Source organism: Nocardia sp. NPDC049737, from assembly GCF_040674755.1.
In the GTDB taxonomy this organism is placed as follows: domain Bacteria; phylum Actinomycetota; class Actinomycetes; order Mycobacteriales; family Mycobacteriaceae; genus Nocardia.
This window is the reverse complement of sequence record NZ_JBFANH010000015.1, coordinates 71,307-90,835: the sequence shown is the minus strand read 5'-3', so window position 1 is coordinate 90,835 and position 19,529 is coordinate 71,307. Positions and strand designations below refer to the sequence as shown.

Annotated in this window: 16 protein-coding genes; 9 read left to right on the top strand and 7 right to left on the bottom strand. The window is 65.2% G+C overall.

The window, feature by feature from the left end:
- The first annotated feature begins 2 nt into the window (after positions 1 to 2).
- From katG to AB0J47_RS20975, 4 genes are all read left to right on the top strand, one after another.
- A complete protein-coding gene (katG, locus tag AB0J47_RS20990; protein ID WP_364348125.1) occupies positions 3 to 2,234 on the top strand; it encodes a catalase/peroxidase HPI in 2,232 nt (743 codons plus the stop codon).
- Between the two features lie 202 nt (positions 2,235 to 2,436).
- Positions 2,437 to 4,695: a serine/threonine-protein kinase gene (locus AB0J47_RS20985; RefSeq protein ID WP_364348122.1), complete on the top strand. Its 2,259-nt coding sequence runs from the start codon at positions 2,437 to 2,439 to the stop codon at positions 4,693 to 4,695.
- A gap of 122 nt (positions 4,696 to 4,817) precedes the next feature.
- A complete protein-coding gene (locus tag AB0J47_RS20980) occupies positions 4,818 to 5,141 on the top strand; it encodes a DUF4913 domain-containing protein (protein ID WP_364348119.1) in 324 nt (107 codons plus the stop codon).
- 44 nt (positions 5,142 to 5,185) lie between these two features.
- A complete protein-coding gene (locus tag AB0J47_RS20975; RefSeq protein ID WP_364348116.1) occupies positions 5,186 to 5,902 on the top strand; it encodes a metal-dependent hydrolase in 717 nt (238 codons plus the stop codon).
- Positions 5,903 to 6,194: 292 nt separating this feature from the next.
- Here AB0J47_RS20975 and AB0J47_RS20970 read toward each other — a convergent pair whose 3' ends face one another.
- Complete coding sequence (locus tag AB0J47_RS20970; RefSeq protein WP_364348113.1) at positions 6,195 to 6,680, bottom strand: carboxymuconolactone decarboxylase family protein; 486 nt, start codon at positions 6,678 to 6,680, stop codon at positions 6,195 to 6,197.
- Positions 6,681 to 6,849: 169 nt separating this feature from the next.
- On the opposite strand from AB0J47_RS20970, the gene AB0J47_RS20965 reads away from it, so the two are divergent.
- The 3 genes from AB0J47_RS20965 to AB0J47_RS20955 all read left to right on the top strand — a co-directional run bounded on the left by AB0J47_RS20965 (position 6,850) and on the right by AB0J47_RS20955 (position 10,393).
- Complete coding sequence (locus AB0J47_RS20965) at positions 6,850 to 7,788, top strand: RNA polymerase sigma-70 factor (RefSeq protein WP_364348466.1); 939 nt, start codon at positions 6,850 to 6,852, stop codon at positions 7,786 to 7,788.
- Between the two features lie 301 nt (positions 7,789 to 8,089).
- Positions 8,090 to 9,094, top strand: coding sequence for an SMP-30/gluconolactonase/LRE family protein (locus tag AB0J47_RS20960; protein WP_364348110.1), 1,005 nt, complete (start codon positions 8,090 to 8,092; stop codon positions 9,092 to 9,094).
- Positions 9,095 to 9,142: 48 nt separating this feature from the next.
- Positions 9,143 to 10,393 (top strand): alpha/beta hydrolase, encoded by a 1,251-nt coding sequence (locus AB0J47_RS20955; protein WP_364348107.1) that lies wholly within the window; start codon positions 9,143 to 9,145, stop codon positions 10,391 to 10,393.
- A 15-nt stretch (positions 10,394 to 10,408) separates the two neighbouring features.
- On the opposite strand, the gene AB0J47_RS20950 is transcribed toward AB0J47_RS20955, so the two are convergent.
- Positions 10,409 to 11,503, bottom strand: coding sequence for a hypothetical protein (locus AB0J47_RS20950; RefSeq protein ID WP_364348104.1), 1,095 nt, complete (start codon positions 11,501 to 11,503; stop codon positions 10,409 to 10,411).
- A gap of 182 nt (positions 11,504 to 11,685) precedes the next feature.
- Between AB0J47_RS20950 and AB0J47_RS20945 the strand changes: the two genes are divergently transcribed.
- Positions 11,686 to 12,483, top strand: coding sequence for a DUF2470 domain-containing protein (locus AB0J47_RS20945; RefSeq protein ID WP_364348101.1), 798 nt, complete (start codon positions 11,686 to 11,688; stop codon positions 12,481 to 12,483).
- Positions 12,484 to 12,713: 230 nt separating this feature from the next.
- Entirely contained in the window at positions 12,714 to 13,391 is a 678-nt protein-coding gene (locus AB0J47_RS20940) for a TetR/AcrR family transcriptional regulator (protein ID WP_364348463.1), read from the top strand.
- 163 nt (positions 13,392 to 13,554) lie between these two features.
- On the opposite strand, the gene AB0J47_RS20935 is transcribed toward AB0J47_RS20940, so the two are convergent.
- From AB0J47_RS20935 to AB0J47_RS20915, 5 genes are all read right to left on the bottom strand, one after another.
- On the bottom strand, positions 13,555 to 13,728 hold the full coding sequence (locus tag AB0J47_RS20935) for a hypothetical protein (RefSeq protein ID WP_364348098.1): 174 nt from the start codon (positions 13,726 to 13,728) through the stop codon (positions 13,555 to 13,557).
- Between the two features lie 9 nt (positions 13,729 to 13,737).
- Entirely contained in the window at positions 13,738 to 14,064 is a 327-nt protein-coding gene (locus AB0J47_RS20930; protein WP_364348095.1) for a hypothetical protein, read from the bottom strand.
- A 279-nt stretch (positions 14,065 to 14,343) separates the two neighbouring features.
- Complete coding sequence (locus tag AB0J47_RS20925; protein ID WP_364348092.1) at positions 14,344 to 15,579, bottom strand: ABC transporter substrate-binding protein; 1,236 nt, start codon at positions 15,577 to 15,579, stop codon at positions 14,344 to 14,346.
- 73 nt (positions 15,580 to 15,652) lie between these two features.
- A complete protein-coding gene (locus AB0J47_RS20920; protein WP_364348089.1) occupies positions 15,653 to 16,429 on the bottom strand; it encodes an ABC transporter ATP-binding protein in 777 nt (258 codons plus the stop codon).
- Positions 16,426 to 19,113, bottom strand: coding sequence for an ATP-binding cassette domain-containing protein (locus tag AB0J47_RS20915; protein ID WP_364348086.1), 2,688 nt, complete (start codon positions 19,111 to 19,113; stop codon positions 16,426 to 16,428). Before AB0J47_RS20915 ends, AB0J47_RS20920 begins: the two co-directional genes overlap by 4 nt.
- Positions 19,114 to 19,529 lie beyond the last annotated feature (416 nt).

Here is a 19,529-nt window from a genome sequence, read left to right as displayed (position 1 = left end):
CCGTGCCTGAGGAACATCCGCCCATCGGAGAGGCCAATACGGAACCCGCCACCGGTGGTTGCCCCGTTATTTCCGGTCGCCTCAAATCCCCCGCCGAGGGCGGAAGCAACCGTGACTGGTGGCCGAACCAGCTCAATCTCAAGATCCTGCAGAAGAACCCCGCCGTAGCCAACCCGATGGACGCCGACTTCGACTACGCCGCGGAATTCAAAACCCTCGATCTGGCTGCCGTCAAACAGGACATCGTCGAGGTCATGACCACCTCGCAAGAGTGGTGGCCCGCCGACTTCGGCCACTACGGCCCCTTCTTCATCCGGATGGCCTGGCACGCCGCGGGCACCTACCGGATCAGCGACGGCCGCGGCGGCGCCGGCGCCGGTATGCAGCGCTTCGCCCCGCTCAACAGCTGGCCCGACAACGCCAGCCTCGACAAGGCCCGACGCCTGCTGTGGCCGGTCAAGAAGAAGTACGGCAAGAAACTCTCCTGGGCCGACCTCCTCGTCTACGCCGGCAATGTCGCGCTGGAAGACATGGGCTTCCCCACCTTCGGTTTCGGTGGCGGCCGCGTCGACCAGTGGGAGCCCGAGGAGGACGTGTACTGGGGTCCGGAGCAGACCTGGCTCGGCGACGAGCGCTACACCGGCACCCGCGATCTGGAAAACCCGCTGGCCGCAGTCCAAATGGGTCTGATCTACGTGAATCCGGAAGGCCCGAACGGCAATCCCGATCCGCTCGCAGCGGCCATCGACATCCGTGAGACGTTCCACCGCATGGCCATGAACGATATCGAGACGGCCGCGCTGATCGTCGGCGGCCACACCTTCGGCAAGACCCACGGCGCCGGCGATGCCGAACTCGTCGGTCCCGAGCCCGAGGCCGCCCCGCTCGAGGAGCAGGGCCTGGGTTGGAAGAGCGCCTTCGGCACCGGCGTCGGCAAGGACGCGATCACCTCCGGCCTGGAGGGCACCTGGACGCCGACTCCGACCAAGTGGGACAACAGCTTCCTCGAGACCCTCTACGGGTACGAGTGGGAGCTGACCAAGAGCCCCGCCGGCGCCAACCAATGGATCCCCAAGGACGGCGCGGGCGCGGGCACCGTGGTCGATGCGCACGACCCGTCGAAGTCCCACGCCCCGGTCATGCTCACGACGGACCTCTCGCTGCGGATCGACCCGATCTATGAGCAGATCACCCGTCGCTGGCTCGAGCACCCCGAGGAGCTCACCCAGGAGTTCGCCAAGGCCTGGTACAAGCTGACCCACCGCGATATGGGGCCGAAAGTCCGTTACCTCGGGCCGGAGGTGCCGGCGGAGACGCTGCTGTGGCAGGACCCCGTCCCGGCCGCCGACTACGACCTCATCGGGGCCGCCGATATCGCCGCACTCAAGAACCAGATCCTGGCCTCGGGTCTGACTGTCGCACAGCTCGTTTCGACCACGTGGGCGGCCGCGGCGTCGTTCCGTGGCAGTGACAAGCGCGGCGGCGCCAACGGCGGACGCATCCGCCTGCAGCCGCAGGCCGGGTGGGAGGTCAACGAGCCCGACGAACTCGCCCAGGTGGTACGCGTCCTGGACGGCATCCAGGAGTCCTTCAACTCCGCCCAGACCGGGAACACCCGGGTGTCCTTCGCCGACCTCGTCGTACTCGGCGGCGCCGCGGCCGTCGAGCAGGCCGCCAAGAACGCCGGTTACGACGTCGAGGTGCCGTTCACCCCGGGTCGCACGGACGCCACCCAGGAGCAGACCGATGTAGAGTCCTTCTCCGCGCTCGAGCCCAGCGCGGACGGCTTCCGCAACTACCTCGGGAAGGGTAACCGGCTGCCCGCCGAGTACCTGCTGATCGACCGCGCGAACCTGCTGACCCTCAGTGCTCCCGAGTTGACCGTCCTCGTCGGTGGTCTGCGCGTCCTCGGGGCGAACCACAAGCAGTCTCCGCTCGGCGTATTCACCGCCGACCCGGGATCGTTGAGCAACGACTTCTTCGTGAACCTGCTCGATATGGGCACGAAGTGGGAGCCGTCGGCCGCCGATGACGGAACCTACGAGGGCAAGGATCGCGCCACCGGCACGGTCAAGTGGACCGGCAGCCGCGTCGACCTGGTCTTCGGGTCGAACTCGCAGCTGCGCGCCCTCGCGGAGGTCTACGCGACCGACGACGCGAAGGAGAAGTTCGTCAACGACTTCATCGCCGCGTGGGTCAAGGTGTCGAACCTGGACCGGTTCGACCTGGTGTGATGAAGGAGGAATGACCGACCGACCCGGCCGGTCCTCCGCACGCGGCGCCCCCGCGAACCCCCGTGGTTCGCGGGGGCGTCTTCATGCGTACGCCAGTTCCGTTGCGTCCGGCGCCCACCGGTGGCGAAGATCAGCGACGGACGCCGACAATCGAATATTCTCGGTTCTGTCCCGGACACCAACCTGATCGAGTGAACCGACGATGAATACCCAGCTCGGCGCGGTACCACCGGAGCACGGTGGGGATCGCGCGATGGCTGCTCAGGCCGTATTGGCCAGGGCGGTCGCCGATTTCGCGGGTGAGTGGGAGGCCGCGGGCGAACCACCCGAGCTGACCCCGCATCTGCCCACCGAGACCGCACTGCGGCGGTCGGCACTCATCGAGTTGATCAAGGTGGATCTGCATCACCGGTCGATCCGCAAGAAGGCCGAAAAGCGCCTCGACGAATACCTGGCCGAATTTCCCGAACTCGACACCGCCCCACTGCCACCGGATCTGATCTACGAGGAGATCACCGCGCGCCGCCAGTTCGATAAGGATCTGGATCTCACCGAATACGAACGGCGGTATTCGCAACAGATGGCGCGGATCGCCGACCGCCTCGATGGCGATCACTTCCGCAGCACCGTCCTGACCGACCCCGCCGCACTCGCGACGCTCGACTCCATCAAACCCGGTGCGACCGTTGACGATTTCGATATGTTGATCCTGCTCGGCCAGGGCGCGTTCGGCCGAGTCTTCCTGGCGCGGCAGCGCTCGATGCGGCGACTCGTCGCGGTCAAGATCTCCCATGATCGCGGCAGCGAGGGACAGACGCTGGCCCAGCTCGACCACGAGAACATCGTGCGGGTCTTCGATCAACGCCAGATCGCCGACCGGCACCTGAAATTGATGTACATGCAGTATGTTCCGGGTGGCACCCTGCTCGGCGTGCTGCGGCTGCTGCGCCGAACCGGGGTAGCGGGCAAGACCGGTCGACTACTCCTCGACGCCGTCGACGAGGCGGCCGCCAGCGGCGGCGTGCTGGAACCACAACCATCCCCCACCCGTACCGAGGTCGCGCGGCTGAGCTGGCCGGAAACCGTTGCGTGGCTCGGCAGTCGACTCGCCTCCGCCTTGGACTACGCAAACCACGCAGGCGTGCTGCACCGCGATATCAAACCCGCGAACGTACTGCTCACCGTCGACGGACAACCCAAGCTCGCCGACTTCAATATCAGCTTCAGCCGCCACATTCCAGGTGCCAGCCCCGCCGCTTACTTCGGCGGCTCACTGGCCTACATGTCACCCGAACAGCTCGAAGCCTGCCACCCGACCATGGCCACCACCGCCGCTGACCTCGACACCCGCAGCGACCTCTACGCACTGGCGGTCGTGCTGTGGGAACTGCTCACCGGCCGACTCCCCTTCGACGACGAACGCAGTGCGGGCGAATCTGATACCTCACTGGAACGGATGATCGAACTGCGCCGCCAGCCGGTCCCAGACCGCTTCGCCGCCGATATCCCGCCGGACTGCCCACCGGTACTGCAGCATGCCCTGCTCGCCTGCCTGTCCCCCGATCCCGCCGACCGCTTCGCCACCGGCGCCGAACTCGCCAGTCAACTCGATCTCACCCTGGACCGCACCGCCCGCGATCTCGTCGACCCGCCGGCGCGCAGTATCCGTGCCAAACTGCGGATGCGGCCGATGCCGGTGGTGACGCTGTCCAGCATGCTCGGGCAATTCCTCGGCGCGCTCTATCTTTCCGCGCACAACACGCGACTGCTCGACGCGCGGCTCACCAGCGAGGCGAGCGCCCAACTCCAAGGCCTCGCAGCGCTGCTCGGCGCGATCGGCTACCCGCTCGGCATTTTGGCCCTGCTGTATTGGTGCCGTCTCGTGTTCCTGGTTCCCGACGGACTGCGGCGCGGTAAGCACTTCGACGAGCAGACCCTCGCTCGGGCGCGCGCCGATACGCTCGCGTGCGGCGACCGCATCGCGGTGGTCGGATTCGCCGGGTGGGCGTTATCCCTGGTGATCTTCCTGACACAGTTGCATTACACCGCGAACCTGTCCAGCGGGTTCACCTTCAACCTCATCGCATCTCATCTGGTCGCGGCCGCGGTCGCGGTGGTGTACTCGTATTTCCCGGTCACCTTCTTCGTACTGCGCTGGTACTACCCGGGTTTGCTCGGTACCGGGCAGACCTCCCCCGATGACGCCCTCCGATTGCGGCGGCTCGCTCGGCGCATCCGGATCTACCTCGGCATCGCCGCCTCGGTTCCCCTGATCGGGGTGGCAGGTGGTCTGGTCTATCTCGACGCTGCGCAGCAGCAGATGGTGATCGGTCCCATCGTGATCCTGTGCGTGGTCAGTCTCTTCGCATTCGTCGGCGCGCTGCGGGTGTTCTACGCATTGGAATCGGATCTGCACGCCCTCCAACGCATCGTGGATCCGCGTTCGCGGCGCACGGGTTAGCTTTTTCAAAGGTTTCCCAAAGGACCTCAGCAGATTTCGTGACTACTCTCGAAGCTGTTCGGAATGCCACTGGCCTCGGGGGCGCCATGAAAGAACAGCGGACACAGGTCTACGGATCGGTCATGGAGTTCGTCGAGAACTATCTGGCCGAGGTCTATCGGCGCAAAGTGGCCGACAACGGCGTGGCCTGGTGCCCGGAATGGTGGCGGCACACCGAGGCCGTGGCACGGCTCGAGGCGCTCTGGCAATCCTGGGAACTCTATCGGCTCAACGGCGAATTGGGGCTGTCACTATGGTTTCTCGACCATGCCGACAGCCATATGGACATGCTGTTCGACCCCAAGGGACCGTTCGCGGGCTGTTCCATGCACAATGGCCACACCGACCGTGTCTGGCCGCTCTCGGTGAAATCCCCTCCTCCCGAGACGTTTTCAACCGCTGGCTAGTCGCGTTTGTTTGAAACAGGTTGTGGTCAACTAATCTTCATGCGGTGCTAGGACATTCACATGCGACCAGTGGCGCTTTCGCCTGGTCGGTGGCAGCGGCCACGCTGCCCATTTCGGCGTTGGTCTATCCGGTATTGCCCACTGGCGACGCGCACCTCGGTGCCGTCGAGGTATTGCTCGGAACCTTTCTGACAGCAGGGGCCGCGCTGCTGCCCGATGCGGACCATCCGAACGGCACCATCGCGCATGTGCTCGGTCCGCTCTCTTATCACCTGTGTCGCTTGATTTCCTGGATCTCCGGTGGACATCGGCACGCCACCCACTCGTTCGCCTTCGTGATCGCTGTCGCCTATGGGACCTGGGCCGGTGAGCATTGGCTCGGAAGGTATTTCACACTCGGATTGGTGTTCTTCCTGCTCGCACTGGCCGTGCGGGCACTGCATCTGTGCCCTCCCGGGGAGGGCATCCAGGCGTGGGGCACGATCGTAATCCTGGCCGCGGCAGGCACGTTCGTGATGGATCACTGGATCACCGACAAACCGGCATGGTTGCCGTTTTCCGTCGGGCTCGGGGCGCTGGCCCATCTAGCCGGTGATTGCCTCACCGATAAGGGGTGCCGACTGTTCTGGCCGTTCCCGTTGCGTACCTGCGTGCCGGTGATCGAACGGACCGGGAACAAAGTCGAGATATGGATCCTGTCACCGTTTTTCACGCTTGCCACCCTTGCCGTGCTCTGGCACGTCTTCTCCGTCAATCCCTAGTCCCCCGCTGCTGCGGCCGTCACTGGGCGCAGCAGCGGGGGCTTCCCTTGTCCTGTGCTGTTTTTTGAGGCGGGCGGGATTTGGTGAGTTAGAGTTCGAGAGTTATATAGTTAAATACGCATATCTAAATAGGGCGATGTATTTTAGGAGCGCTGGGCCCATAGAAGCCCCGAATACGTTCCCCGCGAACCGCCTCGAGATCCCTGCGACGTCGTCGGCGATCGCCGGACGCAGTGCTCCCCCATCCGTGGATCCCGGCCCGAATGATCTTGGGCCGGGATCCACGTGTGGATCAGCTCGCCACGCTCTCGAACGTGCCGGGCACGTAGGAGCCACCCTTGGTCTGCGTAATCACCAGGAGCCGGTTGGCGGCATTGATCATCGCGACCAAGTAGACGAGCGCGGCGATCTGGTTGTCGTCGTAGTGCTCGCGCACCTGAGCCCAGGTCTCGTCGGACACACCGAGATTCGCGTCGGCGAGACGCGAGCCCTCCTCCGCGAATGCCAGCGCGGCCCGCTCGGCCTCGCTGAACACAGTGGACTCACGCCAGGCAGCGACCAGATTGATCCGAACCGCTGGTTCGCCGGCCGCCGCCAGCTCTTTGGCGTGGGCGTCGACGCAATAACCGCAGCCGTTGATCTGGCTGGCGCGCAACTCCACCAGCTCCACTGTGGACTTCGGTAGCGACGACTCCATGATCGCCAGGCTGGTGCTGGCGAACCGCTTGCCGATCTTGGCGCCGAGCTCGTTGCCGTTCAGGTTGAAACGGGGTTCCATGACTTCGGTCCTTACTGGTTGTGCTGAATCGAACGACCATGAGACGGCCCCGCCCCGATCCGCGTAACAGCCCTTGGATGTGACGCACACCACCGTCGTCTCGCTGTTACAAAACAACAGGACCCGACGTCTGATGGGTGACAAAGTCGAGAGTGAACAGGAGCCGCCCATGCCCGGCATGTCGCAGTCCACGCCCACCGGCCGCGGCGCGCGCAGCAGCCGCGAGGACCATCCGAACTCCGCGACGGAAGCGTTCATCGCGCACCGCAACCTGCTCTTCACCGTCGCGTACGAAATGCTCGGCTCGGCTGCAGACGCCGAAGACGTCCTACAGGAGACCTGGCTGCGCTGGGCAGGCGTCGATCTCGACACAGTGCAGGATCACCGGGCGTACCTGGTCCGAATCGCCACCCGCCAGTCGCTCGACCGGCTGCGTGCGCTCGGGCGCCGCAAGGAGACCTACGTCGGGCCCTGGCTTCCCGAACCTTTACTGACCGCGCCCGACGTCGCCGAGGACATCGAGTTGGCCGACAGCGTCTCGATGGCGATGCTTTTGGTATTGGAAACCCTCACGCCTATCGAGCGAGCGGTATTCGTACTGCGCGAGGTATTCGATCTGGAGTATGACGAGATCGCCGAAGCGGTCGACAAGAGCCCGGCCGCGGTTCGCCAGCTCGCATACCGGGCACGTTCACACGTCGCCGCGCGCCGGCCACGCGGGGTGGTTTCCGTGGACGAGACGCGAGACGCGCTCGCGGCATTCCAGCGGGCCGTTGAAACCGGCGAACTGCAGAGCCTGCTCGACATTCTCGCACCGGATGTCGTCTTCCTCGGCGACGGCGGCGGACTCGCACAGGCCGCGCTGGTGCCGGTCGTCGGCGCCGACGCGGTGGCCGGCTTCCTCGCTGCCGCGCTCGGAAACCTCACCGCGAGGTCCGCGCAACCCGCCCTCGTCAACGGCTACCCGGCGCTGCTCCTGCGCCACAACGGCGATATCGACGCCGTCGTGGCCGCGCGCATCGACGACGGCCTCATTACCGGGATCTACGCTGTGCGCAATCCGGAGAAGCTGTCGCGTTTGCAGCACGAGACCGCCCTGCACCGCTGACATCCCTAAGGGAGCACCTAACTCCCGAACCACGGTGGCGCCCTCCCCTCTCCCCCATTCCGCGCGCCACCACGCGATATCGGGTATTGCCCTCTGGTTTCCGACCCGCCCTCTTCATTGTTCAAAGTGATCGGAGCCCACCGCTTCCCTTCTTTGTTGCGTTCGGCGAAGCCGAACGAATTCACTTGTTGCTCTATTGAGAGGAACATATATTTAGATGCGCATATCTACGTATGACCATGCCACGGTTTGCGGTTGGTTCTTGAACGGATGATTGTCGCCACCGGGATAGGCTGAGGCCATGGCCGCCGGATCGATAATGCAGCCGCAACGCTGGACACCGCCGCCTGCCCCACCCCGGGCTCGCGAAACGCGTAGCGCCCCACCACTTGCCCCGGTCGCGCGATTCGAACTGCCCGGCGCGGCACCCGAAGATGTGGTTCGCACCGCCGAGGGTCGGATCATTGCGGGAGTCGATGACGGTTCCATCTACAGCATCGATCCCGCGGACGGTGCGGTGAGCCTGCTGACGAACACTGGTGGCCGCCCGCTCGGTATGCATGCCGACACCGATGGGTCGCTGCTGATCTGCGATTTCGATCGCGGCCTGCTGCGGCTGGACAGCGCGGGCGGCATCGAGGTGCTCGTGGCCGAGGTCGAGGGCGAACCACTCCCCTTCGCCAGCAATGTGGTTCGCGCCGAGGACGGCACGATCTACTTCTCCTCGTCGTCGCGCCGCTATCCGCTGGATGAGTGGATGGGCGATCTGCTGGAGCATTCCGGCACCGGCCGCCTGTTCCGCCTCGATCCATCCGGCAAACTCGAAACCCTCATCGACGGACTGCAATTCGCCAATGGCGTGGTCCTCTCCCCCGACGGCTCCTGCGTGCTCGTCGCGGAAACGGGCGCCTACCGCGTGACCCGATACTGGCTGACCGGACCGAAGGCCGGCACCTACGACCGCCTGATCGAGAACCTCCCCGGCTTCCCGGACAATATGGCCCTCGGCAGCGACGCTCTGGTGTGGATCACCCTGCCGTCACCGCGAAATCCATTGCTGGATTGCCTACTTCCCCTGCCCGGCGTTCTGCGCCGGGTCGTCTGGGCACTGCCGCGATGGGTGCAGCCCGAACCACCGCGCACCGTCTGGGTGATGGCTGTCGACTTCGACGGCAAGGTCGTGCACGACCTGCAGACCGAGGGCACCGACTTCGCGATGGTTACCGGCGTTGTCGAGCACAACGGCACCCTCTACCTCGGCAGTCTCACTGAAACCGCGGTCGGAGTCAGCCACATACCGTCCTAGGCCGTGCTCCGACGCGAAAATCTCAGTGCACAGTTGTACACTCAATGAATGAGTGAGCCCGAGCGGCAACGACAGGCCGAGATTCAGGCGCTCGCCCGGTTGGCGGGCGATGAGCTGGGTGGTGCGATCGAGGGGATCGCCGCGGTTCACCGAGCCGTGTCGGACCGGGTGTTCGCGGCGGTGCGACTGGGTGTCGGACCGGCCGCGCAGCCGGTCAAGGTAGTGCACGATGCGATTACCGATGGGGTGTATCGCCTGGTCGGCGGTACTGCGGTGGTTGCCGGAGCGCTTGCCGAGCGCGCCGTGGATATACCCGGCGCTGCGGTGCCCTCACGCACGGTGCGCGGCTCCGGATTCCTCGCCGCGTTGCAGGGGTTGATCGGAGACACGCTCGAGGATGAGCGGCCGATTCTCGCCGGGCCGATGACATTTCGGATCAAAGGCGAGCCCGTCGCGCCGGGCTGGGCCGGCGATGTGGTGTCGAATCCGCGCTCGCGCATCGTGGTTTTCCTGCACGGCCTGGTGGAGACCGAACACGCTTGGCGCCTTGGCGGGCGGCCCAGCTACGCCGAGCGGCTCGAAGCCGACCTCGACTGCACGACACTGATGGTTCGATATAACAGCGGACTGCACATCTCGGAGAACGCCCGTCTGCTGAACGGGATGCTGCAGCGGTTGGTCGAGAACTGGCCGGTGGAGGTCGAGCAGATCGCCCTTGTCGGCCATTCCATGGGCGGCCTGATCGCGCGTGGTGCGTGCTATGACGCCGATCAGACCGACCTGCCGTGGGTGCGTCGGGTGCGGCATATCGTCTGTCTCGGATCACCGCATTTGGGCGCGCCGTTGGAGCAGCTCGTCCATTACGCCTCCGCCGCATTGGTGAAAATTCCCGAGACCCGGCCCTTCGGTCGGCTGCTACGCCGCCGCAGTGCGGGCATTCGTGACCTGCACCAGGGTTCGCTCGTCGATGAGGATTGGTACGGTCTGGACGCGGATGCTTTGCGCCGCAGAGTCATTCGCGAGGTGCCGCTGCTCGACTGCGCTGATCATTACTTCGTTACCGCATCGGTCACGCGCAGCCCGCGCCATCCGCTCGGTCGCATCATCGGTGACGGCCTGGTCCTGCCCGCCAGTGGCTCCGGCCGAAATCGGGCTCGCCGCATCGGTTTCGACGACGACAATGGCCTGCATATCCCCGGAGCCAACCATTTCACCCTGCTCAACCACGACGCCGTTTACGAGGCGCTGCTGGGCTGGCTCGCCGCCGATGTGAGTCGGAAGTCGGTGCGGTGTGGTTGATCAGCGGTGCCCGAGTCAGAACAGTTGGTCGGAGTGGGCGTCGGCTTCCCCTCTGACGTCGGCGGCGAACTTGGCTTCGACTTCCGCGTCGGCGCCCGCGGTGTGGGCCGAGTAGAGCAGCAGGCAGCCGCGGATGCCGTCGAGGAGATCTTCCAGCAGGTCCAGAGCCGGGCGGGTGGGGTCGAGGTGGCTGATCCGGAATTCGTCGAGAAGGGCGGCGCGGGAAGCGCTGTCGAGATCGAATTTGCGGGCCTGCTCTTCGATTTCGGCGACGCGCCCCACGACTGCCCATGGTGCGGGCACGTGCCCTTCGGAGATCGCCGTGGCCTCGGCGATGAGGTCGACGACGATCTCGGTCGGGGTCTCGCCGCCGGTCAGCCGCTCCAGCACCAGGGTCGGCGTTTCGACCTGCAGTGCCTCGATGTCATCGGCTTCGACGACCACATCGGCGGTTGGCACGCCCGCGAGTTCGCCCGCGACCTCGGCGGCGGCATAGAGCCAGTGCGCGGCCGCGACGGAGGCGGAAGCCGGGTCGAGTTCGGTGAACAGTTCCACGGTGCCGAGGGGGTCGGCGCGTAGCAGGTCGTCGGCGGCCTGCACCTGAGCCGGTGAGACATCCGGGCGTGAGAGTTCGACCGCTTGGCGTGCACGGCCGGACAGATCGCCGAGTTCGGCTGATTCGATGGCGGCCTGTTCGGTGCGGACCTCGGCCGCGATGGTGTCGCGCAGGGCGGAGTCGTCGATGGCGTGCAGGGTGCGTCCGACGCGGTGCGCGGATTCGACTACGCCGCTGTAGGAAACGACGAGGCCGTGGTCGGTCGGCAGGTTCGGGTTCCGGATTCCGGCTTCGACCTCCTTGAAGTTGCGACGCTCCTCCGCGCGGCGCCAGGCCTCGCTATTGGGGACGTCGGGATCGCCTGCGGCGCTTGCCGGATGCGTGTAGGTGCGCCACTGGAACCGGGACAGGGTGGTCAGATTCGACGCCAAACTCGTTGCCTGGTCATGGTTTATCGGTGGCAGCTCGGCCACGGTGGTGGCGAGATCGCCGCGTCCGGTCGCCCAGATGGCGACGAGGGCGTTGCGGTCGGCGTCGAATGCGTATCTGGTCACGCACGCCAGTCTTGCCGATCCGCGGCCGTTGCGCGCGCGATCGATCGGTTCGAGACGCGGTCGTCGGCGTTTCGAATGTCCGATGTCAGCTGCTCCACGCCCCTCGGTGGTTCTGCTGCGCTACCGCGTCCCGGGCGGGATACCGCACTGGATAGCAGTGGATACCTGCGAGGATGGACGGCATGACTCTCGATCACGGTGATCCGGGCGACGCGCCTTCGATTCCACAGCCGACCTCGCCGGTGGCGAATCCGGCTCGCCCTTCGGCGGCCGAGGAGGCCAGAACCGTTGCGGCGGCGACGAATATCGCGACGCTGGCGAGTTTGAGCGAGGACGGCGGTCCGTGGGCGTCGTTCGTCACCTATGGGCTGCTGGAGGGCCAGCCGGTGCTGTGCGTATCGCGGATGGCCGAGCACGGGCGCAATCTCGCGGCGGATCCGCGGGCCAGCCTGTCGGTGGTGTCGCCCGAGGTGCCCGCCGATCCGCTGGCCGGTACTCGTATCACGCTGGCCGGTGTGGTGGAGCGTCCGGTCGGCGATGAGGCTGCGGCGGCGCGCGAGGCGCATCTGGCGGCGGTGCCAGCGGCGAAGTACTACGTGGATTACAGCGATTTCTCGCTGTGGGTGTTGCGGGTGCGGCGCGTTCGATGGGTCGGTGGGTACGGGCGGATGGATTCGGCGACGGCAGAGCAGTATCTGGCGGCCGCGCCGGATCCGGTCGTTCCGGTGGCTGGGCGCGCGATCACGCACCTGAATGACGATCACGCGGACGCGCTGTTGTCGATGGCACAGGTATTGGGCGGATATCCGGACGCGACCGAGGCGAGTTGCGAACGCGCCGACCGGTACGGGCTGGATCTGCGAGTGGTGACATCCCGCGGCGTGGCACGGACACGGGTCGGCTACGCGACGCCGATTGATTCGGCAGGCGAATTGCGCGCGGCGACAGTTGAATTGACGCGGCGTTCGCGCGAGGGCTGATGGCGCATTCCGGCCGCGGTCGCCAGCCGACCGAATAACAGTATACTCAATATCGGTGCCACCCGGCACGGCGACGAGTCGGACGCGTTCCGAGTCGTCGCCTCGCCGACGGTGCATACCGCAGACGACGGCGCGCAGGGCGTCTCGCCGGCGGATCTCGCGGACACCGATGGGAGCCTCACATGACCGATCTTGCTGACCGCATGTCACAGCACGGGCCGAACGACCCGATGATGCCCCGGGCGCATGCGGCCAGATCGGCTCGTGCCGCGCGTAGCCGTCAGATAGTCGCAAGCGCCGGCGAAGTTTTCGCGACGCGCGGCTACCACGGCACCAGCATGGATCAGCTCGCGCGGCGATCAGGTATCAGCAAACCCACTCTGTACCAGTACTTTCCGAGCAAATTGGAGCTGTATCTGGCGGTATTGCAACAGCATCTCGACAGACTCGTGTCCACTGTCCACGACGCCCTGCATTCGACCGATGACAACCATGGGCGGCTATCCGCGGCGGTGCATGCCTATTTCGACTTCGTCGACGATGATCCCGCCGGATTCCGGCTGGTCTTCGAGTCGGAGGTGCCGACAGAGCCATCCGTGCAGTGGCGCGTAGGGCAGGCCAACGCAGCCTGCATCGGCGCGGTGCACGATCTACTCATCCGAGACTCCGGCCTCGGTCCGCAACGCGCGTGGGCATTCGCGGTCGGGCTTGTCGGCGCCAGCCAGTTCACCTCGCGGTACTGGCTCAACGCCGATCGACCCATACCCAAGGAGCAAGCCGTCGAAATCACCGTCACACTCTGCTGGGGCGGTCTGTCGGATGTACCGCTTCGGACGGTTTCCGCCCCACGGAAAGAGGACAATCAATTCGACCCGGCCCGTACTATCTCGAGCCGATGTTCAGAGTAAGGCTCGGAGTCCGGACGCCGATTCTGGCGATCGCGCTCGTTCCGAGCCTGTCCCTGCTCGTGGTCGGCGCGAGTACCGCGGGATACCTGGTTGCCGAGAGAAAATCGAACAGGCCGGGCGGCCGCGCGTCGCCACCTGAGTCGCAGAGACGCACCGCGCCGATTCAGAGGCGATGTGCGACGTTGTACTGGCGGTGCGGATCGGATTCGGCCATGTTATTGCGCCGCCTCTCCATCACCGACGAAAGCCGGACGCCGCTCTCGGTGAGCGGCGTCGTTGGTGAATTGCTCTCGTGCGCGGTCGATTCCGATGGCGGGTGCTGTGCGGCGATGACCACGGCCATCATTCACCCACCCACAGGGTGGGCAAAATGGTCGAGAACTCCACCCGCGAACCGCCATTGAAGGTAGATCGCGGTGAGGTTCACCGCCGAAGCGGCAAGCGCGAGCAAATAGACATAAAGCAACACATTGCTCGCGTCCGGATTAGTTGCGACCTCGGTGATCAGCAGCGCAGCCCAGAGCGCGGTGAGGGCGATAAAAAGGCCACGTAGCCGAATCGGACACACCTGGACGTAACAGGGATCGGGTCCGTTCGGGCGAGAGGCGAGGCTGCGACGCCGCTCCGGAATCACCAACCAACGCAGGAGCCCGGCGATGACTGCAGTCAGCACAATGACAGCGATGAGATCCAAAGGACGCGTGTCTTTCCTCGTGTGAGATTCCTTCGGCTTGCATGAATAGATTCGGTTACATGTGCAGTGGGCGATAGCCACCCATGGGGTGGACATCGCCCACCCCCGAAGGATTTCTCGCTGGAGATCGACAAGCCGTTGCGCGAACCGATGGCCAGCCCTGTCCTTATGTCTGCGGTGGCGATCAACCCAACGGATTGCAAATGCATCGGCGAGGCGGCCCAACGCCACCGCCTCGCCGAATACGGGTTCGGATGGCTATGACGGCGTGAGTGCCTTCATCAGCGCAGCGGCAGTTGCCTGGTCGATGCACGTCGGCTTACCACCGTTGGCAGAGTGGAATACTCCGCCTTTGGTGTTTCCGGTGAAGTAGCACAGCGGGAACCCCGGTTGGCCTTCAGGGAAGGTCAGCGGCGGAGCGAGACCGTCGAGGGTCTCTTCGCGCAGTGCGCGCAGTCCCTTGATCGCATCCGCGCTCGTCGAAGACGGGGAGAGGTTGGCTGCTTTGGCCGCCGCCAGGAACAGTTGCCCACCTGCCCAGGGCCACAGCAGCGGCGCGCTGAAGTCCCCGCTGCCCCGAAGACCGGGAATGTATTTGTCGAGGGCGTCACCGAAGTCCTTGATGGCGGGAATCGAGTCATCGGTGTACAGCGCGTTCGAGCCCGCGAAGATACTGCCCTCGAAGTTCGGGTCCGTGGCCCACGCTCTCTGCAGGCTCACGCCGGTAGGAGCCTGAATCGGTTTGTAACCTTGCTGTGCGCACGATGCCGCGATGCGCGAAATCGCCTCGACGGAGACGCCGGGGAATACGGCGTCGACACCCTTATCCTTGAATGAGAGACAGGGAGCGATGTAGTTCGGCGCGGCAATCGCGACTTTCTCCGCAGAGAATCCCAGACCAGCCTGTTCGGCCATTGGTTTCAGCATCTGTGGAAGCTGCTCGCAGACCGGGATTTCGGCACAATAGTAGACGCCGAGGGTCTTCGCCCCCGCCTGCTTGGCCTGGGCTACCTCACCCAGCATCAACACCGGCAGCGTGGTTCCGGAGGCGAAGAAGTTCGGGTCGGTGATGAACGGGGCGTCGACCGGCTGTCCGCCGATGACCGGGATGCCCTTGCTGTCGACATAGTTCTGCCAGCTCGAACTGACCAGGCTGGTCTGGCCGACGATTGCGACCACCCTGTCCTGTTCTACCAGTTTCTTCGCGACGGCCAGCGCTGTTGTCGGATTCTGCTCGTCGTCGTATGAGACGAGCTTGACCGGGTGCCCATTGATTCCGCCACGATCGTTGACCCACGACGCCCATGCCTGTAGCACGTCGCTGGCGTGTCCCACCGACGCCGCGGCTGGGCCGGTGCAGCTGCAAATCGACCCGATGAGAATCGGATCGCCATTCAGCCCGCCGTCGGAAACCTTCACCGGGCCAACGGATTCGGTCCCGCCGCTCGTCGAGTCGGCGGAACACGACGAGAGCGCGAGCGCCGCCGCCAGCACCGGTGCGACCCACCACAGAAACCTTGTTTTCCTCATTACTCCACTCCTGTACGGATACCGAGCATTCGATTCGCTACGCCCATCGCCCGGCCGCGGTTCCGGGTGGGTGTCCTGCCGGCGACGCCGGCAAGTCTGTGTGACCGCTGTCGATGCCGAGATAGTTCTGCAGCACGGCAGCTCGGTCGATGTCAACGGCGGGCCCGGCGAACGCGACAGTGCCGCGGCTGAGCAACACCACGCGATCGGCCATCGTCATGGCGTGATCCACGTACTGCTCGACCAGGACAATCGCCGAGCCGGTAGTACGCAATTCGCCGAGCGCCGCGAAGATCTCGTCCACGACGAGCGGAGCCAGGCCCATGGACACCTCGTCGAGCAGCACAACCGATGGATCTGCCAGCCAGGCACGCCCCAGTGCCAGCATCTGCTGCTGGCCACCGGACAGCGAGCCGGCCCGTTGATCGAGCTTCGCCCGCAGCGCGGGGAAGATATCGAGCACGTCGTCGGTACTACCTCGGCGCCACGGCGGCGTCAGGAGGCGCAGGTTCTCCCGAACCGTCAAGTCCGCGAATACACCTCGGCCTTCGGGGATCAGGCACAGCCCCGCGCGGGCGCGACGCACAGGACGAGCGCGGGTCAGATCGGCCCCGCCTATCGACACCGTCCCCGATCGGGCCGGAAGTAGCCCGGAGGCCACCCGCAGCAGCGTCGACTTTCCGGCGCCGTTCGGCCCGAGCAGCGCCACGACCGACCCGGGGGCAACCGCGAGGTCGACGTCGTGGAGCACGATCGTGGTGCCGTATCCCGCGGTGATCGAGCGCAATTGGAGCGCGTAGTCGGTCTCGGTCATGCGACGGGCTCCGTCATCCCGCGTTCGTCGGTGACCGGCTCGCCGAGGTAGGCGTGCTGCACTACCACCGAAGCGCGAACCTGCGCGGGCGAGCCCCGGAATATCAGGCGACCGAAGTCGAGTACGAAGATCTCCTCACAGATCTCGAGCACCAGCGACATATCGTGCTCTACCAGAACGATTCCGACGCCACGGGCGGCGACGACCTGCCGCAGAATCTGTCCGAAGCGCACGGTTTCCGAGCGATCCAGGCCAGCACTGGGCTCGTCGAGCAACAGGATCCGGTACGGCCCGGCAAGACATCTGGCGAGCTCGACCAGTCTTCGTTGCCCGGTGGACAGTGCACCGACGCGAGAATCCGCGATGGATTCGATACCGCACAACGCCATCGCGGAGGCCGTCGCGGTGCGCACCCGCCGGGGCTGTCCGTGCGCCGAGACCAGTTGGGCCAGCGGGTTCGCACCGGCGAGTGGACCTTCGGCGCCTATCGCGACGTTTTCGGCGACAGTAAGGGAGTCGAACAGTTCGGTCTGCTGAAAGGTTCGCCCGATGCCCAGCCGCGCCCGGCGCGCGGTCGAGGCTCGGCTGATCACCAGGTCCTGCAGTCGCACCTCGCCTGCGTTGGCTTGGACGAGACCGGTGCAGGCATCGAAGGTCGTGGTCTTGCCTGCCCCGTTCGGGCCGATGAGTCCGGTGATCCGCCCGGTGCACGCGTCGAACGAGAGTCCGTCGACTGCCACTACGCCGCCGAAGCGAACCGAAAGATCGTGGACGTCCAGCACCGTTGCGGGCTGCTCGGTGGCGGGTTCCGCGGCGAAGACCACCGAGGACCGGTGCAGGCGAAAAGCGTTGTCCAGCCAGGATCGAATCGGCACGGGAACTTCGAGTCGGCTCGCGGTGGCGGCGCGCAGCACCACCAGAATGCCGAACAGGACCTGCAGCCACAGCGACATTCCCACGACTTGGAGATAGGACGGCACCAGGATCAACGCCACCGCGGCCAGCAGCGGATACCAAGGCTCCCGGCCCACCACGACGACAATGACCGCGAAATAAGTAACCGATAGCAGCGGCTGATAATTCGCCGCCGAGGCAGTGGTCTGGGCCATTCCGGCGAGTGCGCCACCCAATGCGGCAAGAAATGCCGAAACGCAGAAGACGAGAACGCGGGTGACTTCGATTGTGACACCAGTGGTCCGCAACGCGGTCGGCGATTCGGCCAGCCCCCGGAGCAATCGTCCGAGCCTGCTCTTGTCCAACACCACCACAATCAGCGTGCCTACCGTGGCCAGCACCAGCACTAAACGGTAGAACGACGGGTCGGAGTCGAGTCCGAATACGCTGGGGCGCGGCATTTTCAGGCCCAGACCACTGGTGCCGAACATGTAGGGCTCGCTGTAGAACATCATCTGAACTACGACGCCGAATCCGAAGGTCGCCAACGCCAGATACAGGCCGCTGAGTCGAATAGCCGGAATCGACAACACCGCACCGATCGGTAGGACCACCAGTCCGCAGCCGATGAACGCGAGCGGCCACGGCCACTGCCGATCGACAGCCAGGTGCGAGAACGCGCAGGCTCCGATCGCGGTGAAAGCCATGTGGCACAGCGAGACTTGACCGGACGTGCGGACCAACAGACCGAGCGACAGAAAGACGAGCGTCATCGCCAGCGCCACAGTCCAATCCGTCAAATGGATGCCCGCGAACGACGGAACCAGCGCGAGCACCACCAACACCACGACCGCCCCCGCGGATTGCAACGCCGGTGGCGCAGTCCAACCGGACCGGATCCGCCGGACCGCTCGGTCCCGGTCCACCAGGTAGCGGCGTGGCATGATCAGCAGCACGAGAAACAACGCCAAGAACGGCAATGCGGTGGGAACTCCCGCGGCCACCCCGGTGGTGAAGTAGTGCGTAGCCAACGCGGCGAGCACCCCGATGAGCAGTCCACCGCCGAAACTCCAAGGCAGACTGGTGAATCGGCCGATGGCCGCCGCCCCGAAAGCCTGGACGACCAGCAACGTCAACTGCATGGGATCGAGCGGAATCAACGGCGCGAACAGCACACCGGACAGCGATGCCAAACCAGTGCCGACACACCAGGCCGATCGTCGCGTGCGCACCGAGCTCGTCCCGGCCAGATCCAGCAATGCCGCGTTCCCGACGACCGCGCGCATCGCGATACCACCTCGGGTGAACCGCAGCGCGGCCGATAACGCGACGGTCGCCAGTACCGCGACGCCGAACGTTGATACATCCGACCACTGCACCCGGACACCGAAGGCGGCGAATCCGCCCTGGGGCAGGAAGACCGGAACGATCCGCGGCGTCGTCTGCCCGTAGTACAGACTCGCCCCCGCCTGGACAACCAGCAGAATGCCGACCGTCGCGGCGATCCGCAGTTCCGAACTCGCCCGGTCTACAACGCGGGCCAGCAATTCCAGTGCCATGCCCATGGTCGGGCCGATCCCGAGCACACAAATCGCCAGGGCGAGCGGCCATACGACACCATCGATGATGTGCAACGTGTAGAACGCGTACGCCGACACGGTGGCCATAGCGCCGTGGGCGAAGTTGAATACTCCCGACGTCTTATAGGTGAGCACCAAACCCGTTGCGGCCAGCCCATAAACCGAGCCGGATACAATTCCGGCGATCACGAACGGCAAGAGATCTGCCACGATGTACTCCAATTTTCGCTGATCTCCGACCGACCGCGACCGTGCGGAAGTGCCGGCGCGGACTTGCCTGACCTGGTCGGCTGCTGATCGAACGGCTGGGCGAGCTGTGCCAGGTCAGTGTCGACGGCTGACGCATGCCTCGCCACGGGAACCCACCGCTCCTGCCTCGCAACAGAATTCGACGGCGCAAAAACAAAAAGCCGGGCAGCGATGCAGGTCATTAGAAGGGAATTCACACTCCGCTTGCGGACGCCGATGTACTGCCACTCGTCGACGCCCCGGACATGCGTCGGCGACTGGAACCGCCGACCACTGCTGTGCCGATCTACGCCGGTATCGTCCACGAGAAGCCCGAGGCGTAACGAGTCGTCACGGCACTGACGCAGGCCGGTCAGTACTAGGCTGTCCATTCGGGG